This window comes from Pseudomonas sp. zfem005 (assembly GCF_032621735.1).
Lineage (GTDB): Bacteria > Pseudomonadota > Gammaproteobacteria > Pseudomonadales > Pseudomonadaceae > Metapseudomonas > Metapseudomonas solani.
Map to the genome: position 1 here is coordinate 74,104 of NZ_JAVYJE010000017.1, position 19,298 is coordinate 93,401.

14 protein-coding genes and 1 tRNA gene are annotated in these 19,298 nt (G+C 67.5%); 7 read left to right on the top strand and 8 right to left on the bottom strand.

Annotated elements, in window-relative coordinates:
* Positions 1 to 222 precede the first annotated feature (222 nt).
* Positions 223 to 690: an Lrp/AsnC family transcriptional regulator gene (locus RTW82_RS29315; RefSeq protein ID WP_184487916.1), complete on the bottom strand. Its 468-nt coding sequence runs from the start codon at positions 688 to 690 to the stop codon at positions 223 to 225.
* 199 nt (positions 691 to 889) lie between these two features.
* Here RTW82_RS29315 and RTW82_RS29320 point away from each other — a divergent pair, with 199 nt between their 5' ends.
* Both RTW82_RS29320 and RTW82_RS29325 read left to right on the top strand, forming a co-directional pair.
* Positions 890 to 4,357, top strand: coding sequence for an indolepyruvate ferredoxin oxidoreductase family protein (locus RTW82_RS29320; RefSeq protein ID WP_316927292.1), 3,468 nt, complete (start codon positions 890 to 892; stop codon positions 4,355 to 4,357).
* A gap of 74 nt (positions 4,358 to 4,431) precedes the next feature.
* Positions 4,432 to 5,487 carry a Glu/Leu/Phe/Val dehydrogenase gene (locus tag RTW82_RS29325; RefSeq protein WP_316927293.1) on the top strand — a complete coding sequence of 352 codons (1,056 nt, stop codon included), beginning with the start codon at positions 4,432 to 4,434 and terminating at the stop codon, positions 5,485 to 5,487.
* A gap of 51 nt (positions 5,488 to 5,538) precedes the next feature.
* Here RTW82_RS29325 and RTW82_RS29330 read toward each other — a convergent pair whose 3' ends face one another.
* Positions 5,539 to 6,054: a GNAT family N-acetyltransferase gene (locus RTW82_RS29330; RefSeq protein ID WP_410478875.1), complete on the bottom strand. Its 516-nt coding sequence runs from the start codon at positions 6,052 to 6,054 to the stop codon at positions 5,539 to 5,541.
* An 80-nt stretch (positions 6,055 to 6,134) separates the two neighbouring features.
* Here RTW82_RS29330 and RTW82_RS29335 point away from each other — a divergent pair.
* Positions 6,135 to 6,211: transfer RNA gene (locus RTW82_RS29335), tRNA-Arg, on the top strand.
* A gap of 57 nt (positions 6,212 to 6,268) precedes the next feature.
* On the opposite strand, the gene RTW82_RS29340 is transcribed toward RTW82_RS29335, so the two are convergent.
* On the bottom strand, positions 6,269 to 6,769 hold the full coding sequence (locus RTW82_RS29340) for a DUF2165 domain-containing protein (protein WP_316927294.1): 501 nt from the start codon (positions 6,767 to 6,769) through the stop codon (positions 6,269 to 6,271).
* Between the two features lie 367 nt (positions 6,770 to 7,136).
* Between RTW82_RS29340 and pqqF the strand changes: the two genes are divergently transcribed.
* The 4 genes from pqqF to nahK all read left to right on the top strand — a co-directional run bounded on the left by pqqF (position 7,137) and on the right by nahK (position 15,273).
* Positions 7,137 to 9,611, top strand: coding sequence for a pyrroloquinoline quinone biosynthesis protein PqqF (gene pqqF, locus RTW82_RS29345; protein WP_316927295.1), 2,475 nt, complete (start codon positions 7,137 to 7,139; stop codon positions 9,609 to 9,611).
* 277 nt (positions 9,612 to 9,888) lie between these two features.
* On the top strand, positions 9,889 to 11,070 hold the full coding sequence (locus RTW82_RS29350; protein WP_316927296.1) for a porin: 1,182 nt from the start codon (positions 9,889 to 9,891) through the stop codon (positions 11,068 to 11,070).
* A gap of 473 nt (positions 11,071 to 11,543) precedes the next feature.
* Positions 11,544 to 12,707: a nitric oxide-sensing protein NosP gene (gene nosP / locus RTW82_RS29355; protein ID WP_316927297.1), complete on the top strand. Its 1,164-nt coding sequence runs from the start codon at positions 11,544 to 11,546 to the stop codon at positions 12,705 to 12,707.
* Positions 12,637 to 15,273, top strand: coding sequence for a hybrid sensor histidine kinase/response regulator NahK/ErcS' (nahK, locus tag RTW82_RS29360; RefSeq protein WP_316927298.1), 2,637 nt, complete (start codon positions 12,637 to 12,639; stop codon positions 15,271 to 15,273). Before nosP ends, nahK begins: the two co-directional genes overlap by 71 nt.
* 163 nt (positions 15,274 to 15,436) lie before the next feature.
* On the opposite strand, the gene RTW82_RS29365 is transcribed toward nahK, so the two are convergent.
* The 5 genes from RTW82_RS29365 to RTW82_RS29385 form a co-directional block, all read right to left on the bottom strand.
* Positions 15,437 to 16,102, bottom strand: a complete 666-nt coding sequence (locus tag RTW82_RS29365) for a response regulator transcription factor (RefSeq protein ID WP_316927299.1) — start codon at positions 16,100 to 16,102, stop codon at positions 15,437 to 15,439.
* Positions 16,103 to 16,151: 49 nt separating this feature from the next.
* Complete coding sequence (locus tag RTW82_RS29370) at positions 16,152 to 16,697, bottom strand: PQQ-dependent catabolism-associated CXXCW motif protein (RefSeq protein WP_316927300.1); 546 nt, start codon at positions 16,695 to 16,697, stop codon at positions 16,152 to 16,154.
* Between the two features lie 107 nt (positions 16,698 to 16,804).
* Positions 16,805 to 17,602, bottom strand: coding sequence for an ABC transporter permease (locus tag RTW82_RS29375; protein ID WP_021218531.1), 798 nt, complete (start codon positions 17,600 to 17,602; stop codon positions 16,805 to 16,807).
* Entirely contained in the window at positions 17,599 to 18,330 is a 732-nt protein-coding gene (locus RTW82_RS29380; RefSeq protein ID WP_316927301.1) for an ABC transporter ATP-binding protein, read from the bottom strand. Before RTW82_RS29380 ends, RTW82_RS29375 begins: the two co-directional genes overlap by 4 nt.
* Positions 18,327 to 19,295 (bottom strand): YVTN family beta-propeller repeat protein, encoded by a 969-nt coding sequence (locus RTW82_RS29385; RefSeq protein ID WP_316927302.1) that lies wholly within the window; start codon positions 19,293 to 19,295, stop codon positions 18,327 to 18,329. The genes RTW82_RS29380 and RTW82_RS29385 overlap by 4 nt, the downstream gene beginning before the upstream one ends.
* Positions 19,296 to 19,298 lie beyond the last annotated feature (3 nt).

Genomic DNA, 19,298 nt, shown 5'->3' on the forward strand with positions numbered 1-19,298 from the left:
TGGGCTCGCATCCAGAAATCTCATGACTGGAATAGAGCAGGTGTCATGCCAAGCTTCGTTGTTTTAAAACTCCTTTTAAATCAATTGGTTAGACTTATATTTCGGCGGTATGTCCGTGCACTTTGCAAGGCGCCCGTTTTTCCACATTGCAAATTGCACGGAGCCTTTTCGCCGCTTCGCTTGCAGGCCATCCAGCCGCTCTGGAATGGGCGGCTCAGCGGGTCAATCCAGAGGCAGCTCGGTGGTGCGCTTGACCTCGCTCATGGCGATGTTCGAGTGCGCCTCCAGCACGTGTGGCCGCTGCAGCAATTGGTCCCGCAGGAAGCGCTCGTAGCTGCCGATATCCCGCGCCACCACCTTCAGCAAGTAATCCGAGCCGCCAGCCATGGTGTAGCACTCCAGCACCTCCGGGTAGCCGACGATGGCTTCCTCGAACTCGGTGAGGTTGTTACGCCCGTGGGCCGAGAGCTTGATGTTGACGAACACGGTGATGGAAAAGCCCAGCAGCTTGGGGTTGAGCAGGGCGACCTTGCGTTCGATCAGCCCGTCTTCCTGCATGCGGTTGATCCGCCGCCAGCAGGGGGACTGGGACAGCTCCACCTTCTCGGCCACCTCGGCGGCGGAGAGGTCGGCGTTGTGTTGCAGCAGGCGGAGGATCTTGCGATCGATAGGGCTCAAAGGGTTCTGCATGAATCAGTCCGTCATTTTGTTTTTATTGGATCAATCATGCGCAGTATTGGCATTCGAGCCCGAAAATAGAAAGAAAAAAGCAGAACCCTTCAGTCAGATTATTAGGCATGCGTCCCGGGCAGCGATCCTGCTGCGGGGCAGAAAGATGGCACTAACCGTAGCCGTCCTTGGTCGCCATAAAAATAAAAGGAGCGCCCGCATGTCTCTGGCCGAGATCCGCCTGGATGACAAATACCGGCTTGCAACCGGTCATCTGTACCTCACCGGCACCCAGGCGCTTACCCGCCTGCCGATGCTGCAGAAGCAACGCGATACGGCCCATGGCCTGAACACCGCCTGCTTCATCTCCGGCTATCGCGGTTCGCCACTCGGCAACCTCGATAAAAGCCTCTGGGAGGCCAAGTCCTTCCTCCAGGAAAACCACATCCATTTCCAGCCGGGCGTCAACGAAGAGCTCGCCGCCACCGCCGTGTGGGGCAGCCAGCAGACCAGCCTGTTCCCCGGCGCGCGCTACGACGGCGTGTTCTCCATGTGGTACGGCAAGGGCCCGGGTGTGGACCGCTGTGGCGACGTCTTCAAGCACGGCAACTCCGCCGGCGTCGCGCCCCATGGCGGCGTCCTGTTGCTGGCCGGTGACGACCACGGCTGCAAGTCCTCCAGCATCGCCAACCAGAGCGAGCACGCCTTCATCGCCGCCTCCATCCCGGTGCTCAACCCGGCCAACGTCCAGGAGATCCTCGACTACGGCATCATCGGCTGGGAGCTCTCGCGCTACAGCGGCTGCTGGGTGGCACTCAAGACCATCGCCGAGAACGTCGACTCCTCCGCCGTGGTGGACGTCGACCCGCTGCGCATCGAGGTGAAGATCCCCACCGACTTCGTCCTCCCCGAAGACGGCGTGCACATCCGCTGGCCCGACCCGCCTCTGGCCCAGGAAAAACGCCTCAACACCTACAAGATCTACGCCGCCCGGGCCTTCGCCCTGGCCAATGACCTCAACCAGGTCAAGCTCGACTCGCCCAACCCGCGCCTCGGCATCATCACCACCGGCAAGTCCTACCTCGATGTGCGCCAGGCCCTGGTGGACCTCGGCCTGGATGATGAACTCTGCGCCAAGGTCGGCCTGCGCGTGCTGAAGATCGGCATGAGCTGGCCGCTGGAGCCGGTCTCCGTGCACCAGTTCGCCCAGGGCCTGGATGAAATCCTCGTGGTCGAGGAAAAGCGCAGCATCATCGAAGACCAGCTCACCGGCCAGCTCTACAACTGGCCCGTGGACAAGCGCCCGCGCGTGGTCGGCGAGTTCGACGAGGAGGGCAACTCCCTGCTGCCCAACCTCAGCGAGCTGACCCCGGCGATGATCGCCCGCGTCATCGCCAAGCGCCTGGCACCCATCTACTCCAGCGAGCAGATCGAATCGCGCCTGGCCTTCCTCGCCGCCAAGGAAAAGGCCCTCGCCGAGCCCAAGCACAAGACCGTACGCACCCCGCACTTCTGCTCCGGCTGCCCGCACAACACCTCCACCAAGCTGCCCGAAGGCAGCCGCGCCCAGGGCGGCATCGGCTGCCACTACATGACCCAGTGGATGGACCGCAACACCGACACCTTCACCCAGATGGGCGGGGAGGGCGCCACCTGGATCGGCCAGGCCCCCTTCACCGACACGCCGCACATCTTCCAGAACCTCGGCGACGGCACCTACTTCCACTCCGGCCAACTGGCTCTGCGCGCCGCCGTGGCTGCTGGCGTCAACATCACCTACAAGATCCTCTACAACGACGCCGTGGCCATGACCGGCGGGCAGCCCATCGACGGCGAGCTGCGCGTCGACCAGCTCAGCCAGCAGGTCTTCGCCGAGGGCGTGAAACGCATCGCCCTGGTCACCGACGAGCCGGAGAAATACCCCACCCGCGCCACCTTCGCGCCCATCGTCAGCTTCCACCACCGCCGCGAGCTGGATGCCGTGCAGCGCGAGCTGCGCGAGTTCAATGGTGTCTCGGTGATCATCTACGACCAGACCTGCGCCACCGAGAAACGCCGCCGCCGCAAGCGCGGCAAGCTGGTGGACCCGGCCAAGCGTGCCTTCATCAACCCCGCCGTGTGCGAGGGCTGCGGCGACTGCAGCGTCAAGTCCAACTGCCTCTCCGTACTGCCCCTGGAAACCGAACTGGGGCGCAAGCGCGAGATCGACCAGAACGCCTGCAACAAGGACTTCTCCTGCCTCGAAGGCTTCTGCCCCAGCTTCGTCACCGTTCACGGCGGCGAGCTGCGCAAGCCCGAAGCGGTCGGCAGCGGCGCTCTCTTCACCGTGCTGCCGGAGCCGCGCCAGCCTGGCCTGGAGCGCCCCTGGAACATCCTCCTGCCGGGTGTCGGCGGCAGCGGCGTGACCACGGTCGGTGCATTGCTGGGCATGGCCGCGCACATCGAAGGCAAGGGCTGCAGCGTGCTCGACCAGGCCGGCCTGGCGCAGAAATTCGGCCCGGTCATCACCCACATCCGTATCGCCGCCAAGCAGGACGACATCCACGCCGTGCGCATCGCCGCCGGTGAAACCGACCTGCTGCTCGGCTGCGACCTGGTGGTCGCCGCCAGCGAAGAGGCCCTGGCCAAGCTCAACGAGCGCATCGCCACCGCCGTGGTCAACAGCCACGAGGCCGCCACTGCCGAGTTCACCCGCAATCCGGATGCCCAGGTCCCCGGCCAGGCCATGCAGCAGGCGCTGATCGAGGCCGTCGGCGCGGAGAAAACCCACTTCATCGACGCCACCCGCCTGGCCACGCGGCTGCTCGGCGACAGCATCGCCACCAACCTGTTCATGCTCGGCTATGCCTACCAGCGTGGGCTGGTGCCGGTCTCCGCCGAAGCCATCGAGAAGGCCATTCAGCTCAATGGCGTGGCGGTGAAACTCAACTGCGAAGCCTTCCTCTGGGGCCGTCGTGCCGCCCATGACCTGCCCGCCGTGGAGAAGCTCGCCGCACCGGAAGTGGCCCAGGCCAAACCCTGCGAAACCCTCGACGAGATCATCCGCTTCCGCGTCGACTACCTCACCGCCTACCAGGACGCCGCCTACGCCAAGCGCTACAGCGACCTGGTGGCGCGCGTGCGCCTGGTCGACAGCAGTGCCGGCCAGGAACTCACCGAAGCCGTCGCCCGCTACTACTTCAAGGTCCTCGCCTACAAGGACGAATACGAAGTGGCGCGGCTCTACAGCGCCGATGATTTCCGCAAGCAGCTCGAGGCCCAGTTCAGCGGCGACTACCGTCTGCAGTTCCACCTGGCGCCGTCCTGGCTGGCCAAGCGCGACCCGAGCACCGGGCAGCCCCGCAAGCGCAGCTTCGGGCCCTGGATGCTCAAGGCTTTCGGCCTGCTGGCGACCTTCAAATTCCTCCGTGGCAGTGCGCTGGACCCCTTCGGCTACAGCGAAGAACGGCGCCTGGAGCGCGAGCTGATCGGCCGCTACGAAGACAACCTCGAAGCCGTGCTCGCCCACCTGCGGGGCGACAACTACCGCGTCGCGGTGGCCATCGCCGAACTGCCGGAGCAGATCCGTGGCTATGGCCACGTCAAGGAAGCCGGCCTGGCCAAGGCCCGCGAGCACGAGGCGCAACTGCGCGCCCAGCTCCTGGCCACCCAGATCAACGTGGTGCGGCTGTTCGACTCGGCTGCCTGACGCCTTCCCATCACCGGCCTTCCCTTGGGGGGAGGGCCGGCGTTCACCCAGACAAACGCACACAGAGGTACACCATGTCCGTCTTCTCTCACGTCGAATTCGATGGCCACGAACAGGTCGTCTTCGGTCACGACAAGGCATCCGGCCTCAAGGCCATCATCGCCATCCACAACACCCACCTCGGCCCCGCACTCGGCGGTTGCCGCATGTGGAACTACGCCAACGACGAACAAGCCCTGCGTGACGTGCTGCGCCTGTCCCGCGGCATGACCTACAAATCCGCCCTCGCCAACCTGCCCCTGGGCGGCGGCAAGGCGGTGATCATCGGCGACCCCCACAACGGCAAGAGCGAAGCGCTGTTCCAGGCCATGGGCGATTTCGTCGACACCCTCGGCGGGCGCTACATCACCGCTGCCGACTCCGGCACCGGCCCAGCGGAAATGCAGATCATGGCCGAGCGCAGCCGCCACGTGGCCGGTGCCAACCAGCGCGAAGCCTTCGACGGCGGCGTGCGCAGCGGCGACCCGTCACCGTCCACCGCCTATGGCGTATTCATCGGCATCCAGGTGGCGGTCAAGCACCGCCTGCGTCGCGATGACCTCAAGGGCCTGCGCGTCGCCATCCAGGGCGTCGGCCAGGTCGGCTTCCACCTCGCCCGCCTGCTGCGCGACGCCGGTGCCGAGCTCTGGGTGACCGACATCGTCGACGCCAACGTGCGCCGCGCCGTCGAACAACTGGGCGCCAAGGCCGTGCTGCAACATGAAATCTACGGGCTCAATGTCGACGTCTTCGCGCCCTGCGCCATGGGCGGCATCATCAACCCGCAAAGCCTGGAAGCGCTGCGCGTGCCTATCATCGCCGGGGGTGCCAACAACCAGCTGGCCGACGCGCAACTGGCCGAGGAGCTCAAGCGCAACGGCTGCCTCTACGCACCCGACTACGCCATCAACGCCGGCGGCATCATCGACGTCTACTTCGAGCGCAGCGGTGGCAGCGCGGCGGAGCTGAAGGCCCACATCGAAGGCATCGGCAACACCCTGCGGCAGATCTTCATCCGCGCCGACGAGGAAGGCCGTACCACCACCGAGGTCGCCGACCGCCTCGCCGAAGAGCGCTTCGGTCGCGTCTGACCAGGCGGCGGGAAGGGCGGCCGCAACACGTCGCCATTCCCGTAAGCGGCGTCAGATATCGAGGTACAGGCTGATCCCGTGGGGCTTGTAGCCCAGGGATTCATAGAAACGATGGGCCGCCTCGCGGCTCTGCCCGCTGGACAGCACCAGCTTGTAGCACCCCCAGGCACGGCCGCGTTCGGCGGCCTTGTCCATCAGCGCCTGGCCGATGCCCAGGCCGCGCGCGCCCTTGTCCACCACCACGTCTTCAACGATTGCCGAGCGCGCGAAGTTGTGCGCCAGGTGCTCCACCAGAATCACCGTGCAAGTGCCCAGCAGGCGCCCATCACGCTCCGCCACCACCACCTCGCGGCCACTCGGCAACTCGCTCAGGCGCAAGGCCAGCAGCGCAGGGTCGGGGCGCGATTCGTCCTCACCCAACTGGTGCAGCAGGGCTGCCAGCGCCGGTGCATCCGCCGGGCTGGCGGCGCGCAGGGTAACGGTGGTGAACGGCGAATCGGGCAGGTTCTGCGGAAGCGGCTGGGGCATGACGGAGGTCCCTCTGATTTTTGCAGAAGTATGGTGCAGTGCCGTGGCAGTGGCATGACAAAACGCGCAAGCGCCGTTAACATGCCGCCCGTTCCCCGGCGGCCTCTGCCAGGGACGCTGTCTCAGTAGCTCAATTGGATAGAGCATCCCCCTCCTAAGGGGAAGGTTGGTGGTTCGAGCCCACTCTGGGACACCATGAATAACGAAGCCCCGCACAGCTCACGCTGGCGGGGCTTTTTCATGGCCGCAGGGCTCAGGCCTCGCCGCCGTCATTGGGCAGCGTCAGGTAGATCAGCACCGCCAGCAGGGTGATGAAGAAGCGGAAGGCGTCCGGCACGCCGTTCCATTGTTCGGACATCCACATGCCGAACCATTCCCCGCCCACCGACATGAATGCCACCTGCCAGGTGAGGAAGCCAAGGGTCAGGCCGGCTATGGCCCAGCGCTTGGCCGCGCGGAAGCCGGCGTCGCTGGCCCGCAGTGCGCGCAGCAGGTGCAGGCCGCCGAGCCAGCAGAGCAGGGCGGTGGCGGTTTCCAGGGCGATGATGCCCATGTAGCCGGCGTGGTGCAGCCAGGGCGCCTCGATGGCGCGGTACATCAACTGGTTGCCGGGGAAGGTGGTGTCCATGAGGAACACGTGGTGGACGAAGGCGAAGTTGGTGGCGTAGTCGGTGACGTTGTTGAACGCCACCAGCGAGGCGAAGAAGGCCATGGCCAGCACCATGACGGCTTTCGAGAGGCGGATCATTGTCATTGCTCGGTTTCCTGAAAGGGCGAACGGCATCGCGCAGGCGTCCGCCCCGCCCACGCAAGCAGCGGGCAGGGGAAGGCCGGGCCGCTCGCGGCGACGGGTTCGGTTCTGAGAGTGTCCTGGGCAAGCCAGGTATTCGGGTGCGCGAGGCGCAGCGTGCGGAAATCGGGACTGGAGGACCTGAGGCCGGCGCCACACCGGGAAGCGTGGCCGCCCGGCTGGATGGAGCCCGCACGGGAAGGAGCGCGGATTCTGGACGCAGGCACCGCTGCACGTCAATTCACCTGGGGCCCGGCACCACTCGCCGAAAGAACCATTGCCCTGTCGGCCGGTCTTGAGGATGCTGAGCGAAATTTTCCAAGGTGCCCGGATGACCTCCGCCCCCGATCCCACGAGCCGCTCCCTGGTACTCGACAACGGCCTCACCGCGCTGCTGCGCCATGTGCCCGGCGCGCGTCAGGCCGCGGCGGTGGTGCGGGTGGCGGCCGGTAGCCACGACGAGCCCGCAGCCTGGCCCGGGCTGGCGCATTTCATCGAGCACCTGTTGTTTCTCGGGGGCCGTCGCTACCCGGGCGACCAGCGGCTGATGCCATTCATCCAGGCCTGCGGTGGGCGTCTCAATGCCAGCACCCAGGCCCATCACACCGACTACTTCTTCGAGCTGCCGCCCGCCGCGCTGGACGACGGCCTGGCTCGCCTGCTGGATATGCTCGCCATGCCCCGGCTGGAGGTCGAGGCGCAACTGCGCGAGCGCGAGGTGTTGCAGGCCGAGTACCAGGCGCGCGCCGCCGATGCCTCGACCCTGGCCCAATCCGCCCTGGCTGCGGCACTGGCGCCGGGGCACCCGCTGGCGGATTTCCACGCCGGCAACCGCGCCAGCCTGGCGGTGGAAGACCCGGTATTCCAGGGCGACTTGGCGCTGTTCCATCGCAGTCACTACCAGGGCGCGCGCATGCGCCTGGTGCTGCTGGGCCCCCAGCCGCTCGATGAGTTGGCCGAGCTGGCGCGGCGACACGGCGCCCTATTGCCCGCAGGGGCTCCGGCCGCTGAGCGCCAAGTACCGCCCCTGTTGCCCTTGTTCAGCCACAGCCTGCGCATGTGCCTGCCCGGTGCGCCCCGTTACTGGCTGGCCTTCGCGCTGGAAGGCCAGCCCGCCACGCTGCCCCAGGCGGTGGACCTGTTGCGTGAGCTGCTGCAGGACGAGGCCGATGGCAGCCTGCAGGCCTGGCTCGGCGAGCAGGGGCTGTGCGACGGCCTGCAGCTGTCGGTGCCCCACCTCGACCAGGGCCAGGCGTTGCTGATGCTGGACATCGCCCTGGCCGACGGCCACCTCGACAGCCGTGCCCGCCTGGAGGCGGCGCTGTTCCACTGGCTCGCGGCCCTGCGCGAGCAGGAGCCCTGGCAGGACCTGCTCGCGCGCCACCAGATGCGCACCGGCCATTCCCGACCGGCGCCGCTGGAGCAGGCACGCAGCCTGATGGAACGTGACCCCGGGCAAGCGCCGCTGGACGCGCGCAGCCTGCATCGGCTGCTGGCCCAGTTGGCGCCACCCCGGCTGGTGCGGCTGTTCGTCAGCGGGGAGCCGTTGCAAGGGCGGGTGGAGGTGGCCGGGTTCCAGCTCGAACTGGAGGAAGCCGGCATCCCGGCCTGGCCAGCGATCGACGTGCGCTGGCGTTTCGCCGGTGTGCCGGTCTTCAGCCCCTTCGCGGTTCCGGCTGCCCTGGGGGCGCTGGGCGAGATGCCGCTGATCCAGCACCCGGGCGATGCCGAAAGGGCGGCCCTGTTCCTGCGCTGGCGCCTGCCCGCCGGGCTGGCCACGGCGGGTTTCTACCAGGCCCTGCAGCGCGGGTTGCGATCGACCCAGAGCCGGGCGCAACAGCAAGGCATCAGCCTCGACTTCATCGAGCAGGGGCGAGATTGGCGGCTGGCCCTGCGCGGTGCCGCTGAAATGCTGCCGGCGGTGCTCGACGCGACCTTCAGGGTGCTGCTCGAACCGCCCCTGGCCGCCTGTGACCAGGGGTTGCGCCTGCACCGGGCCTGGCTCAAGCGCCAGGCCGCCGAATTGCCCATCCGCCAGTTGTTGCAGCACCTGCCGGATGTACTGGACGCCGCCGTGCCTCGCACCGAGGTGGCCCGGGCGGTAACGCCCGCCCGCCTGGCCGGGCACTGGGCACATGCCGCCTGGGATGTCATGGCCGTCGGCCTCGACGCCGGGCAGCGCGAACTCCTGCACGGTCTGCTGCGGCGGTTGCCGGGCCAGCGGCTCCCCCGCGATCACGCCCCGGCGGTGCTGGCGCCCAGCTACCGCTGGCACCGCCCGGACGCGGTGGAGGGCGAGGCCGCGCTGCTGCTGTTCTGCCCGCTGCCGGACCGGCACGCCCTTACCGAAGCCAGCTGGCAATGGTTGGCGCGTTGCCTGGAGGCGGATTTCTACCAGCGCCTGCGCAGCGAGCTGCAACTGGGCTACGCGGTGTTCTCCGGCTTCCGCCTGATCAATGGCCAGGCCGGTCTGCTGTTCGGGGTGCAATCGCCCAGCGCCACGGTGGCGCAGGTGCTCGGGCATATCGAAACCTTCCTTGCCGCGCTGGACCAGGCCCTGGGCGATGGCGAAGCCGCGCGCCAGGCCCTGCTGGCGCAATTGCGCGAGGGGGGCGAGGACGACGCCGAGCGCGTCTGGAACCTGCACCTGGCTGGCCACTCCCACGATTGGCCGCGCCGTGTCGCCGATGCCCTCGAACATGCCACCCGCGATGACCTGCGTGCCGCCCTGCAGGCCCTGCAACAGGGCCGCGGCGGCTGGCTGGTGCTGGCCAACGACGAGCGCCCCGGCCCGCGCTGGCACTGACGCCTACTCCCTTAGCGCCTCCGCCACACCCCCTCATCCCCTACCAAGGCAGCGGTACGACCCCCTCCCCAGGTCGTGCCGACGGCATCGTCCGCCCGTTGCGACTTGCGCGCCGCTACCCTCGGCGAGGCGGCCCGGGTCTTTCCGCCAGGGCCGTACAGGGCGCGCCAAAGCACCGGCGAAACGGCGCCAAGGCCGCATATGGCGGGTGTTCCAGCGTTTCGATAATCGCCTCCGTCACGGCTCGAGCGAGTCGTCCCACCCAGCGGAGAGCGCCATGTACAACAACAAGAACGTCACCATCGGATTCCTGCCCCTCGCCCTCACCACCGGCCTGGCCCTGGCTGTCATGGAACAGGCCAAGGCCGAGATCGTCCTCTACGACAAGGACGACACCACCTTCTCCACCGACGGCTACGTCAACGCCTTCTACGTCAACAGCGACGTCGACCGCGAAGGCGAGCAGTTCGACCGTCGCCAGTCGCGGGTGAAGATGGGCTTCCTGCCCAACTGGATCGGTTTCAACATGGGCAAGCAGGTGGATGACCTCAAGCTCGGTGCCCGCGCCTCCTTCTGGGTGACCATCAACGACAGCGAAACCAATGGCACCGACACCGCCATCGACGTCCGCCAGTTCTACGGCACCGTTGGCAGCGACTGGGGCGAGGTGCTGGTGGGCAAGGACTTCGGCCTGTTCGCGCGCTCCAACATCCTCCTCGACGAAATGCTCGCCGGTTACGGCCAGGTCAGCGACACCCTGGGCCTGGTGGACGGCGGTGGCGTCTCCTTCGGCAACATCGGCAGCGGCTACCCCTATCCGTTCCCCACCTCACAGATCACCTACCGCAGCCCCAAGAGCGACGGCTTGCGCCTGGCCGTGGGCATCATGGACCCGGTGGACACCAACGACGACAGCCCCACCGGCAAGGCCTACCAGGAAAACCCGCGCTTCGAATCCGAGCTCACCTACGAGTTCGAGCTGGGCGGCGCGCAGATCTACTCCTGGGTCAACGGCGGCTACCAGACCTCCGACAACACCGACCCGGCCGTGGACAGCGTCACCTCCAAGGGCCTGGGCTATGGCGTGCAGGCGAAGATGGGCGACTTCTCGGTGGTGGGCTCCGGCTTCCAGGCCAAGGGCATCAACCCCTTCTTCACCAACAACGCCGGCGAGGCGACCCTGCGTGAAGTGGACAGCGACGGCTACCTGCTGCAGGGCTCCTACCGCTTCGGCAAGAACCGCCTGGCGCTCTCCTACGGCAAGACCAAGGACGACGGCAACGGCGCGGTGAACACCGGCGCCGACTACGAAACCCGCGGCATCGCCCTGTTCCACGACGTCAACGACAACCTCAAGCTGGTGGCCGAATACAACCAGTTCGAAATCGACGGCCACGCCGGCTCCGCGCAGAACGAAGACACCGACACCGTCGCCCTCGGCCTGGTGCTCAACTGGTAAGGCCCCACCCTGCAATGCTCCCTTGTGTTTTGGCGGGATGGCGCATGCCTCCCGCCTTTTTTGCGTTCTATGGGGAGTGGTTTCGCGAATGAATTCGCTCCTACCCTGGCGGGCTTCAGAAAGCGTCATGCCACCAATGGACGCGACCGCTGCGTAGGGTGGAGGTCGCTTTTTACCTCCACCAGGCGGAGCCGGGCCGTGGCTCATCGTGATGCCTGATTCCCCTATCGAAGGCGCCCATCCTGCGAAGAACTCGCAGCCCCGCGTAGGGTGTGCCGCGCGCACCTCGAAGATCCCGCGCACACCCATCCAGGACCGAATGAGTGGCCGGGCCGCTCCCCGAGGCCGAACGCAATCGTCAGTGCCGCCTCATCCCTTCGAACGAGCCCGCCACTACCCAAGAAGGATGGGGCGGCCCCGGGTCGCTCCGTAGAATCCACAGCATCTGCAGGCCCATTCGCGAGAGGCGCCCCATGCAACAGCACCAGGACGAGGGCGTGGTCACCGCCATGTCCAGCGCCACCGAGGCCGAAGCCGTGGCCCAGGACCTGGCGCGCCAGCTGATCCACCCGCACCTGGGCTTCGTGCTGTTCTTCTGCTCGGCGGAGTACGACCTGCCGGCCCTGGGCGCGGCGCTGGAGCAGTATTTCGGCGGCATCGAACTGGTGGGTTGCACCAGCGCCGGCGAAATCACCCCCAACGGCTACGGGCGCGGCTGCGTCAGCGCGGTGGGCTTCGACTACCGCAGCTTCTCCATCGGCAGTGCGCTGATCGACGAGATGGAGCGCTTCAGCCTGATCGACGCCCAGCAACTGGTGGAGCGCCTGGTCAGCGACTGCCGCAGCAACTCCCTGGCGCCGATCAAGGACCACAGCTTCGCCCTGACCCTGCTCGACGGCCTCTCCAGCCGCGAGGAGGTGGTGCTCGCCGCCCTCAGCGCGGCCTTCGGCAGCATTCCGCATTTCGGCGGCTCGGCCGGCGACGACAACCACCTCACCCACACCCACGTCTACCACGGCGGCCAGTTCCACACCGGCGCCGCGGTGGTGGTGCTGGTCAACACCCAGCTGGATTTCGAAGTCTTCAGCACCCACCACATCCTGCCCAGCGACGAGAAGCTGGTGGTCACCCGCGCCGACAGCGCCAGCCGCCGCGTCTTCGAACTCAACGCCGAGCCCGCCGCCCAGGAATACGCCCAGTGGATCGGCGTGCCGCTGGCGGCACTGGACCACCGCCTGTTCGCCGCCCACCCGCTGGCGGTGCGGGTCAACGACCAGTACTACGTGCGCTCCATCCAGCGGGTCAACGACGACCTCAGCCTCAGCTTCTACTGCGCCGTGGAGAACGGCATCGTCCTCACCGGCATGCGCCCGGGGCCGCTGCTACCCAACCTCCAGGCCCTGTTCCAGCGCCTGGAGCAGCGCCTCGGCCCGCCACTGCTGACCATCGGCTGCGACTGCTTCCTGCGCCGCCTGGAAATCGAGAGCGACGGCGGCGTCGAGCAGACCGGCGAATTCCTCCGTCGCCAGCGCGTCATCGGTTTCAACACCTACGGGGAACAGTTCAATGGCATGCACATCAACCAGACCTTCACCGGTGTCGCCATCGGACGCCGCCCCGGCGATACAGGCCGCTGACCAGGCTGCGCGCATCGCCCAACTGGAGAGCGACAACCACAAGCTGCGGCGCATCAACGCCGCGCTGATCGAGCGGGTCGAGTCCAGCGCCGCCCGCCGTGACGACGCCTACGCCGCCTTCCAGCACTCGGTGGTGCTGGCCGAGCAGGTGCGCGAACGCACCGACGCGCTGAACCAGGCGATGTCCGAGCTCAAGGCCAGCAACCAGCTGCTCAGCGATGCGCGGCTGCGCGCCGAGACGGCCCACCAGCACCTGGTGGACGCCATCGAAAGCATCTCCGACGCCTTCGTGCTGTTCGACAAGGAGCAGCGCATCGTCCTGTTCAACAGCCGCTTCAAGTCCTTCTGGGCCCACAGCCGCGCGCGCATCATCAGCGGCACCCGGCTCTCGGAGATCAAGCGCCTGGCCGAAAGCACCGGGCTGATCGTCGAAGAGCAGCGCAGCAGCGACAACGAACACAGCCTCTACCGCCTGCAGGACGGTCGCTGGGTGCAGGTCAGCGAGCGGCCCACCCGCGAGGGCGGGCTGGTGATCCTCTACACCGACATCACCGAGCTCAAGGTCAGCGAAACCATGCGCCGCGAACAGGCCCTGGCGCAGAAGTCGCGGCTGCTGCAGCGCGCCGTGGACAACCTCTCCCAGGGCATGGCCATGGTCGGCGCCGAAGGCACCCTGGAGCTGTGGAACCACCGCTTCCTCGAGCTCTGCGGCCTGGCACCGATCCAGGCCCACCGGCCCTTCGCCGAGGTCATGGCCGACAGCGAGCTGGCGCTGCTGACCCCACAGACCCGCGACGCCAACGGCCGCCCGGTGCGCGAGCTGGAGCAGCGCCTGTTCGACGGCCGCATGCTGGAGGTGCGCACCCACGCGCTGCCCACCGGCGGCTTCGTCAACACCTTCACCGACATCACCGAGCGCTATCGCCACGCCGAGGCGCTGGCCGAAAGCGAACGCTGGATCCGCCTGATCACCGACCACGTGCCGGCGCTGATCGCCTACCTCAACGCCGAGCTGGTCTACGAATTCACCAACAAGGTCTACGAGGAGTGGTACCGCTGGCCCCGTGGCGGCATGCTCGGCCAGCGCCTGCGCGAGGTGCACAGCGAGGAGCACTGGCGGCGCCTGGAGCCCTATGTGGAACGGGCGCTGTCCGGCGAGAGCGTCACCTTCGAGGTGGCCGAAACCAACCTCAACGGCCAGGAGCGCTACATGCTGCGCTCCTACGTGCCCAACCGCCTGGCCAATGGCGAGGTGGTGGGCATCTTCGTGCTGATCCGCGACATCACCGAGCGCCGCCGCACGGCCGAAGCCCTGCACCTGGCCTACCAGAACCTGGAGCAGCGGGTGCGCGAACGCACCGCCGAGCTCACCCAGCTCAACGACCAGCTGCTGCGCGAGATCGGCGAGCGCAGCCAGGTGGAACTGCGCCTGCGCGAAGCCAAGCGCGAGGCCGAGCAGGCCAACCTGTCGAAGACCAAGTTCCTCGCCGCCGTCAGCCACGACCTGTTGCAACCGCTCAACGCCGCGCGGCTATTCACCAGTGCCCTGCAAGAGCAGCGCGAGCAGGCGGTGAGCACGGCGCTGGTGCGCAACATCAGCAACTCGCTGGATGACGTGGAAAGCCTGCTGGGCACCCTGGTGGACATCTCCAAGCTCGACGCCGGGGTGATCAAGCCCGACATCGCGCCCTTCGCCGTCGCCGAGTTGCTCGACAACCTCGCCGTGGAGTTCCGCCAGGCGGCCGCCAGCGAAGGGCTCAGCCTGCACTTCGTGCCCAGCTCGGCGCTGGTGCGCAGTGACATCCAATTGCTGGCGCGCATCCTGCGCAACCTGCTCAGCAACGCCATCCGCTACACCCCCAGCGGCCGCGTGCTGCTGGGCTGCCGGCGGCACCGGCAGAGCCTGTCCATCGAAGTCTGGGACAGCGGCATCGGCATCGCCGAGGACAAGCTCAAGGAGATCTTCCAGGAGTTCAAGCGCGGCGATTCGCAGCGGCCCAAGCAGGACCGGGGCCTGGGTCTGGGCCTGGCCATCGTCGACAAGATCGCCGGCATGCTCGGCCACCGCATCCAGGTGCGCTCGCGCCTTGGCCACGGCTCGCGCTTCAGCATCGAAGTGCCCCTGGCCAAGCGCGCGCCCCGGGCGCGGGTCGAGGCGAGCACCCCGGAAATGCTGGTGGAGCGCCTGCGCGGCTCGCGGGTGTGGGTACTGGATAACGATGCAGCCATCTGCGCCGGCATGCGCACCCTGCTCGAAGGCTGGGGCTGCCAGGTGGTGACCGCACTCTCGGAAGAAGACCTGGCCCGCCAGGTGGACAACTACCACGCCGACGCCGACCTGCTGATCGCCGACTACCACCTTGACAACGGCCACAACGGCGTCGATGCCGTCGCCAGCATCAACGCCCGCCGCGGCACCGCCTTGCCCGCCCTGATGATCACCGCCAACTACAGCAACGAACTGCGCCAGCAGATGCGCGAGCTCGGCCACACCCTGATGCACAAACCCGTCCGCCCGATGAAGCTCAAGGCCGCGATGAACCACCTGATCGAGCGGGGCGGGTGAGTCGAGGCGGGGGCGCTTGGGCGTCGCGGGTTGCACCCGCCCTACGGTCTGCCAGCCACCGGGAAGTCCGGGCATGTGTAGGGTGGAGGTCGCTTTTTACCTCCACCGGGCGGAGTCTCCGCCTACCCGAGAAGCCGGGGTGTCGCGTTAGCTTCCACCGCCCTCAACGCCGCAGATACGCCGCGAAATCGATATCCCCCGCGCAGAGGATCGCCTGCACGCGGTTGTGCACGTTGAGCTTGCGCAGGATGGCGGAGACGTGGGCCTTGACCGTGGTTTCGGCGATGTCGAGGTTGTAGGCGATCTGCTTGTTCGATTCGCCCTTGGTCATGCGTTCCAGCACCAGCAGCTGCTTGCGGGTCAGCGCCTGCAGCAGTTCCGGGGGGATGCCGTGCTCGTCCTGGTGGTTGCGCCGGGGCGAGCTCTTCTGGGTGCGGATGATGTCCGAGGGCAGGTAGACGTTGCCGTTGAGGATCTGTTCGATGGCGTCGGTCATCTGCGCCCGTGGCGAGGACTTGGTGATGAACCCCACCGCGCCGTAGGTGATGGCCTGCAGCACGATCTGCTTGTCCTGCTCGGCGGAGACGATCACCACCGGGATGGTCGGCGCCTCGTTGCGCAGGTTGATCAGGCCGTTGAGGCCGTGCATGCCGGGCATGTTCAGGTCGAGCAGGATGAGGTCGAGGTCTTCGTGTTCCTGGGTCAGGCCCAGGGCGCTGTCGAGGTCGGCGGTCTCCATCACTTCGCTGTCGGGGAAGCCGTCGCTGATGACGTTGTGGATGGCCTCGCGGAACAGCGGGTGATCGTCGGCGATCAGGATCTTGTACATGGCCATTCACCTCATTGTTCTGATTATGGAGGGGCTGTCGGGCGCGGATTCAGGGCAGGGGCACGGGCTCGGCGGGTTGCAGCGGCAGGCCGGCCTGTTCCCAGGCGTCGATGCCGTCACGGTACCAGTAGAGATTGCGGTAGCCCAGTGCATGGGCGCGCCGTTGCGCGTTCCAGCTCAACCAGCAGTCGGAACGGCAGTAGAACACCAGCGGCCAGTGCAGGTCGCCCTGGCTCGCCTTCTTCAGGTTGTCGGCGAAGTAGGCCTGCCAGCGCGCGTCCAGCTCGCCGTTGCCGGTGTTGGCCAGCCACAGGCTGCCGGGCAGGTTGGCGTGGGGCTCGTCGGCGATGAAGCGGCCTTCGAGGAACTGGCGGCGGTAGACGTCGATGAGTTGCGTGCGCGGGTCGCGTTCCAGCAGCTGGCGCAGGCCGGGGGTGTCCAGGGTGCGGGCGTGGTCGGCCTCGGCGGGCGTGGGGCTGCGGTAGCGGTCGGTGCGGTAGCCGTCGGCGGAGAACAGCGATGGCTCGGCGTCGGCCCGGGCGGCGGCCGAAAACAGGAGGGGCAGGCACAGCAGTGAGGCGATGAGGACTCGCATGGCAGGCATCTCTTTATTCTTATGGCCCGCATTACAAGCCAGCCGCGCGCCTTTGGAAATCCTACGTTGGAGAGGGAAACCCGTACCAAAGTAGTAGTTTTCCCGCCTCAGCCGGCTCGGCGCAGCGCCGCGTGCTGCGGGTTGAAGCTGGCCACCGCCGCCACCGCGAAGACCAGCGTCAGGCCCAGGCACACGCCGAGCGCCAGCGGGTTGAGCCGCTCGTACAGGGCGAAGCGCACCAGCTCCACCGCGTGGCTGAAGGGATTGGCCGCGCACAGCCAGTACAGCCACTCGCTGGCCTCGCGCATCTTCCACAGGGGGTAGAGCGCCGAGGAGAGGAAGAACAGCGGGAAGATCACGAAATTCATCACCCCGGCGAAGTTCTCCAACTGGCGGATGAAGTTCGACAGCAGCAGCCCCAGGGCACTGAGCAGCAGCGCCGCCAGCAGCAGCGCGGGCAGGGCGGCGAGCAGGCCCCAGGCCGGCGGTTGCACGCCATAGAGCCAGGCGATGGCGAGAAAGGCATACACCTGCAGCAGCGACACCAGCGCCGTGGCCAGCAGCTTGGCGCCGAGCAGGAAGGGGCGCGGCAGCGGGCTGGTGAGCAGCACGCGCATGCTGCCCATCTCGCGGTCGTAGACCATCGACAGCGAGCCCTGCATGCCGTTGAACAGCAGGATCATGCAGGCCAGCCCCGGGACGATGTAGGTCTCGTAGGTGATGTAGGTGGCGTAGGGGTCGATGATGGCGATGCCCAGCGCCGCGCGGAAGCCGGCGGCGAACACCAGCAGCCACAGCAGCGGCCGCACCAGGGCGCTGAGAAAGCGCGAGCGCTGCAGCACGAAGCGCAGCCACTCGCGCCCGACGATACCGCGCAGGCATTGCCAATAAGCACCGGCGTTCATGCCCGCGCCCTCGGCCGGGTGAGCTCGCCGAAGGCACCGGCCAGGCCGCCGCCATGGGCCGCACTCAGCTCGCCGGCGGTGCCGGAGGCCACCAGGCGGCCCTGGTCGAGCACCAGCAGGGCGTCCTCGCCGCGTACTTCGTCCAGCAGGTGAGTGGTCCACAGCACGCTCAGGCCTTCGTCGTCGCACAGTTGGCGCACATGGTGGTTGAGGGCCTGGCGGCTGGCCGGGTCGAGGCCGACGCTGGCCTCGTCGAGCAGCAGCAGGCGTGGGCGGTGGAGCAGGGCACGGGCGATTTCCACGCGCCGGCGGTGGCCGCCATTGAGCGCGCGCACGCTGTCACGGCGGCGTTCGCCCAGGCCCTGGCGCGCCAGCTCCTGGTCGATGCGCGCGGCCGCCAGCTGGCGCGGCATGCCGTGCAGGGCAGCGTGGTAGCGCAGGTTCTGCTCCACCGAGAGGTCGAGGTCCAGGGTGCTCTGCTGGAACACCACGCCGAGCTGGCGCAGGGCCAGGCGCGGCTGCCGGCGCAGGGAATGGCCGGCGACGCGGATATCGCCGCGCTGCAGGTCGTAGAGGCGGCTGAGCAGCGCCACCAGGGTGGACTTGCCGGCGCCGTTGGGCCCCAGCAGCGCGGTGAAGCGGCTCGGCTCCAGGGCGAAACTCACCTCATCCAGTGCGCGGCGCGGGCCGTAGTCGAAGCCAACGCCCTCCACCTCCAGTGCGTTCATGGCGCCACCACCACGCCCCAGGGGTAGCGGCCGACCTTGATCGACCGGGTCACCTTGAGGCTGTCGACGTCGATCACCGAGACGTCGCCGCTGATGCCGTTGGTGGCCAGCAGGGTCTTCTCGTCGGGGCTGAAGGCCAGGTGCCAGACGCGCCGGCCCACCAGCAGGTAGTCGAGCACCTCCAGGGTTTTCGCATCCACCACCGCCACATGGTTGGCCGGGCCCAGGGCCACGAAGGCGTAGCGGCCGTCGCGGGTCAGCTTGACCCCCACTGGCTGCACCTTGTCCGGGTGCACGCCCTTGATCTGAAACTTCAGGGTCTTCTGGATGCTGCGCGTGGCCACGTCGACCACGGTGACGGTGCCGCCGATCTCGGCCGAAGCCCACAGGCGCTTGCCGTCGTGGTCGAACTCCACATGGCGCGGGCGCTGGTCCACCAGGGTGTTGTCCACCAGCGTCTGGGTCGAGGTGTCGATCCAGTGCAGCATGTTGGTGGTCTCGCTGGTGTTGATCGCCCACTTGCCGTCCGGGCTCACCGCCATGCCCTCGGGCTCCACGCCGACGTCGATCTGCGCCAGCACCTGGCTGCTCTGGGTGTCGACCACCGTGACCAGCGCATCGTCCTCGTTGGAGATGTACAGCCAGCGGTCGTTGGGGTGCAGGGCGAACTGCTCGGGGTCGGCGCCGGAGGGTAGCTCCTTGATGATCTGCCGCGTGGCCAGGTCCATCACCTGCACGGTGTCCGAATCGCTGGCGCAGATGTACAGCTGCCGGTTGTCGCTGGACAGCGCCAGGCCGCGCGGGCGCTTGCCCACCGGCAGGCTGGCGGTGACCGTCAGGCTGTCCATGTCGATCACGCTGACGGCGTTGTCCTTCTCGTTGGAGACGTAGGCGGTTGCGGCGAAGGTGGCGCCGCTGGCCAGCAGCAGCGCGGCGCCGAGCAGGGTGAGGGGGAGGCGGGGCATGGC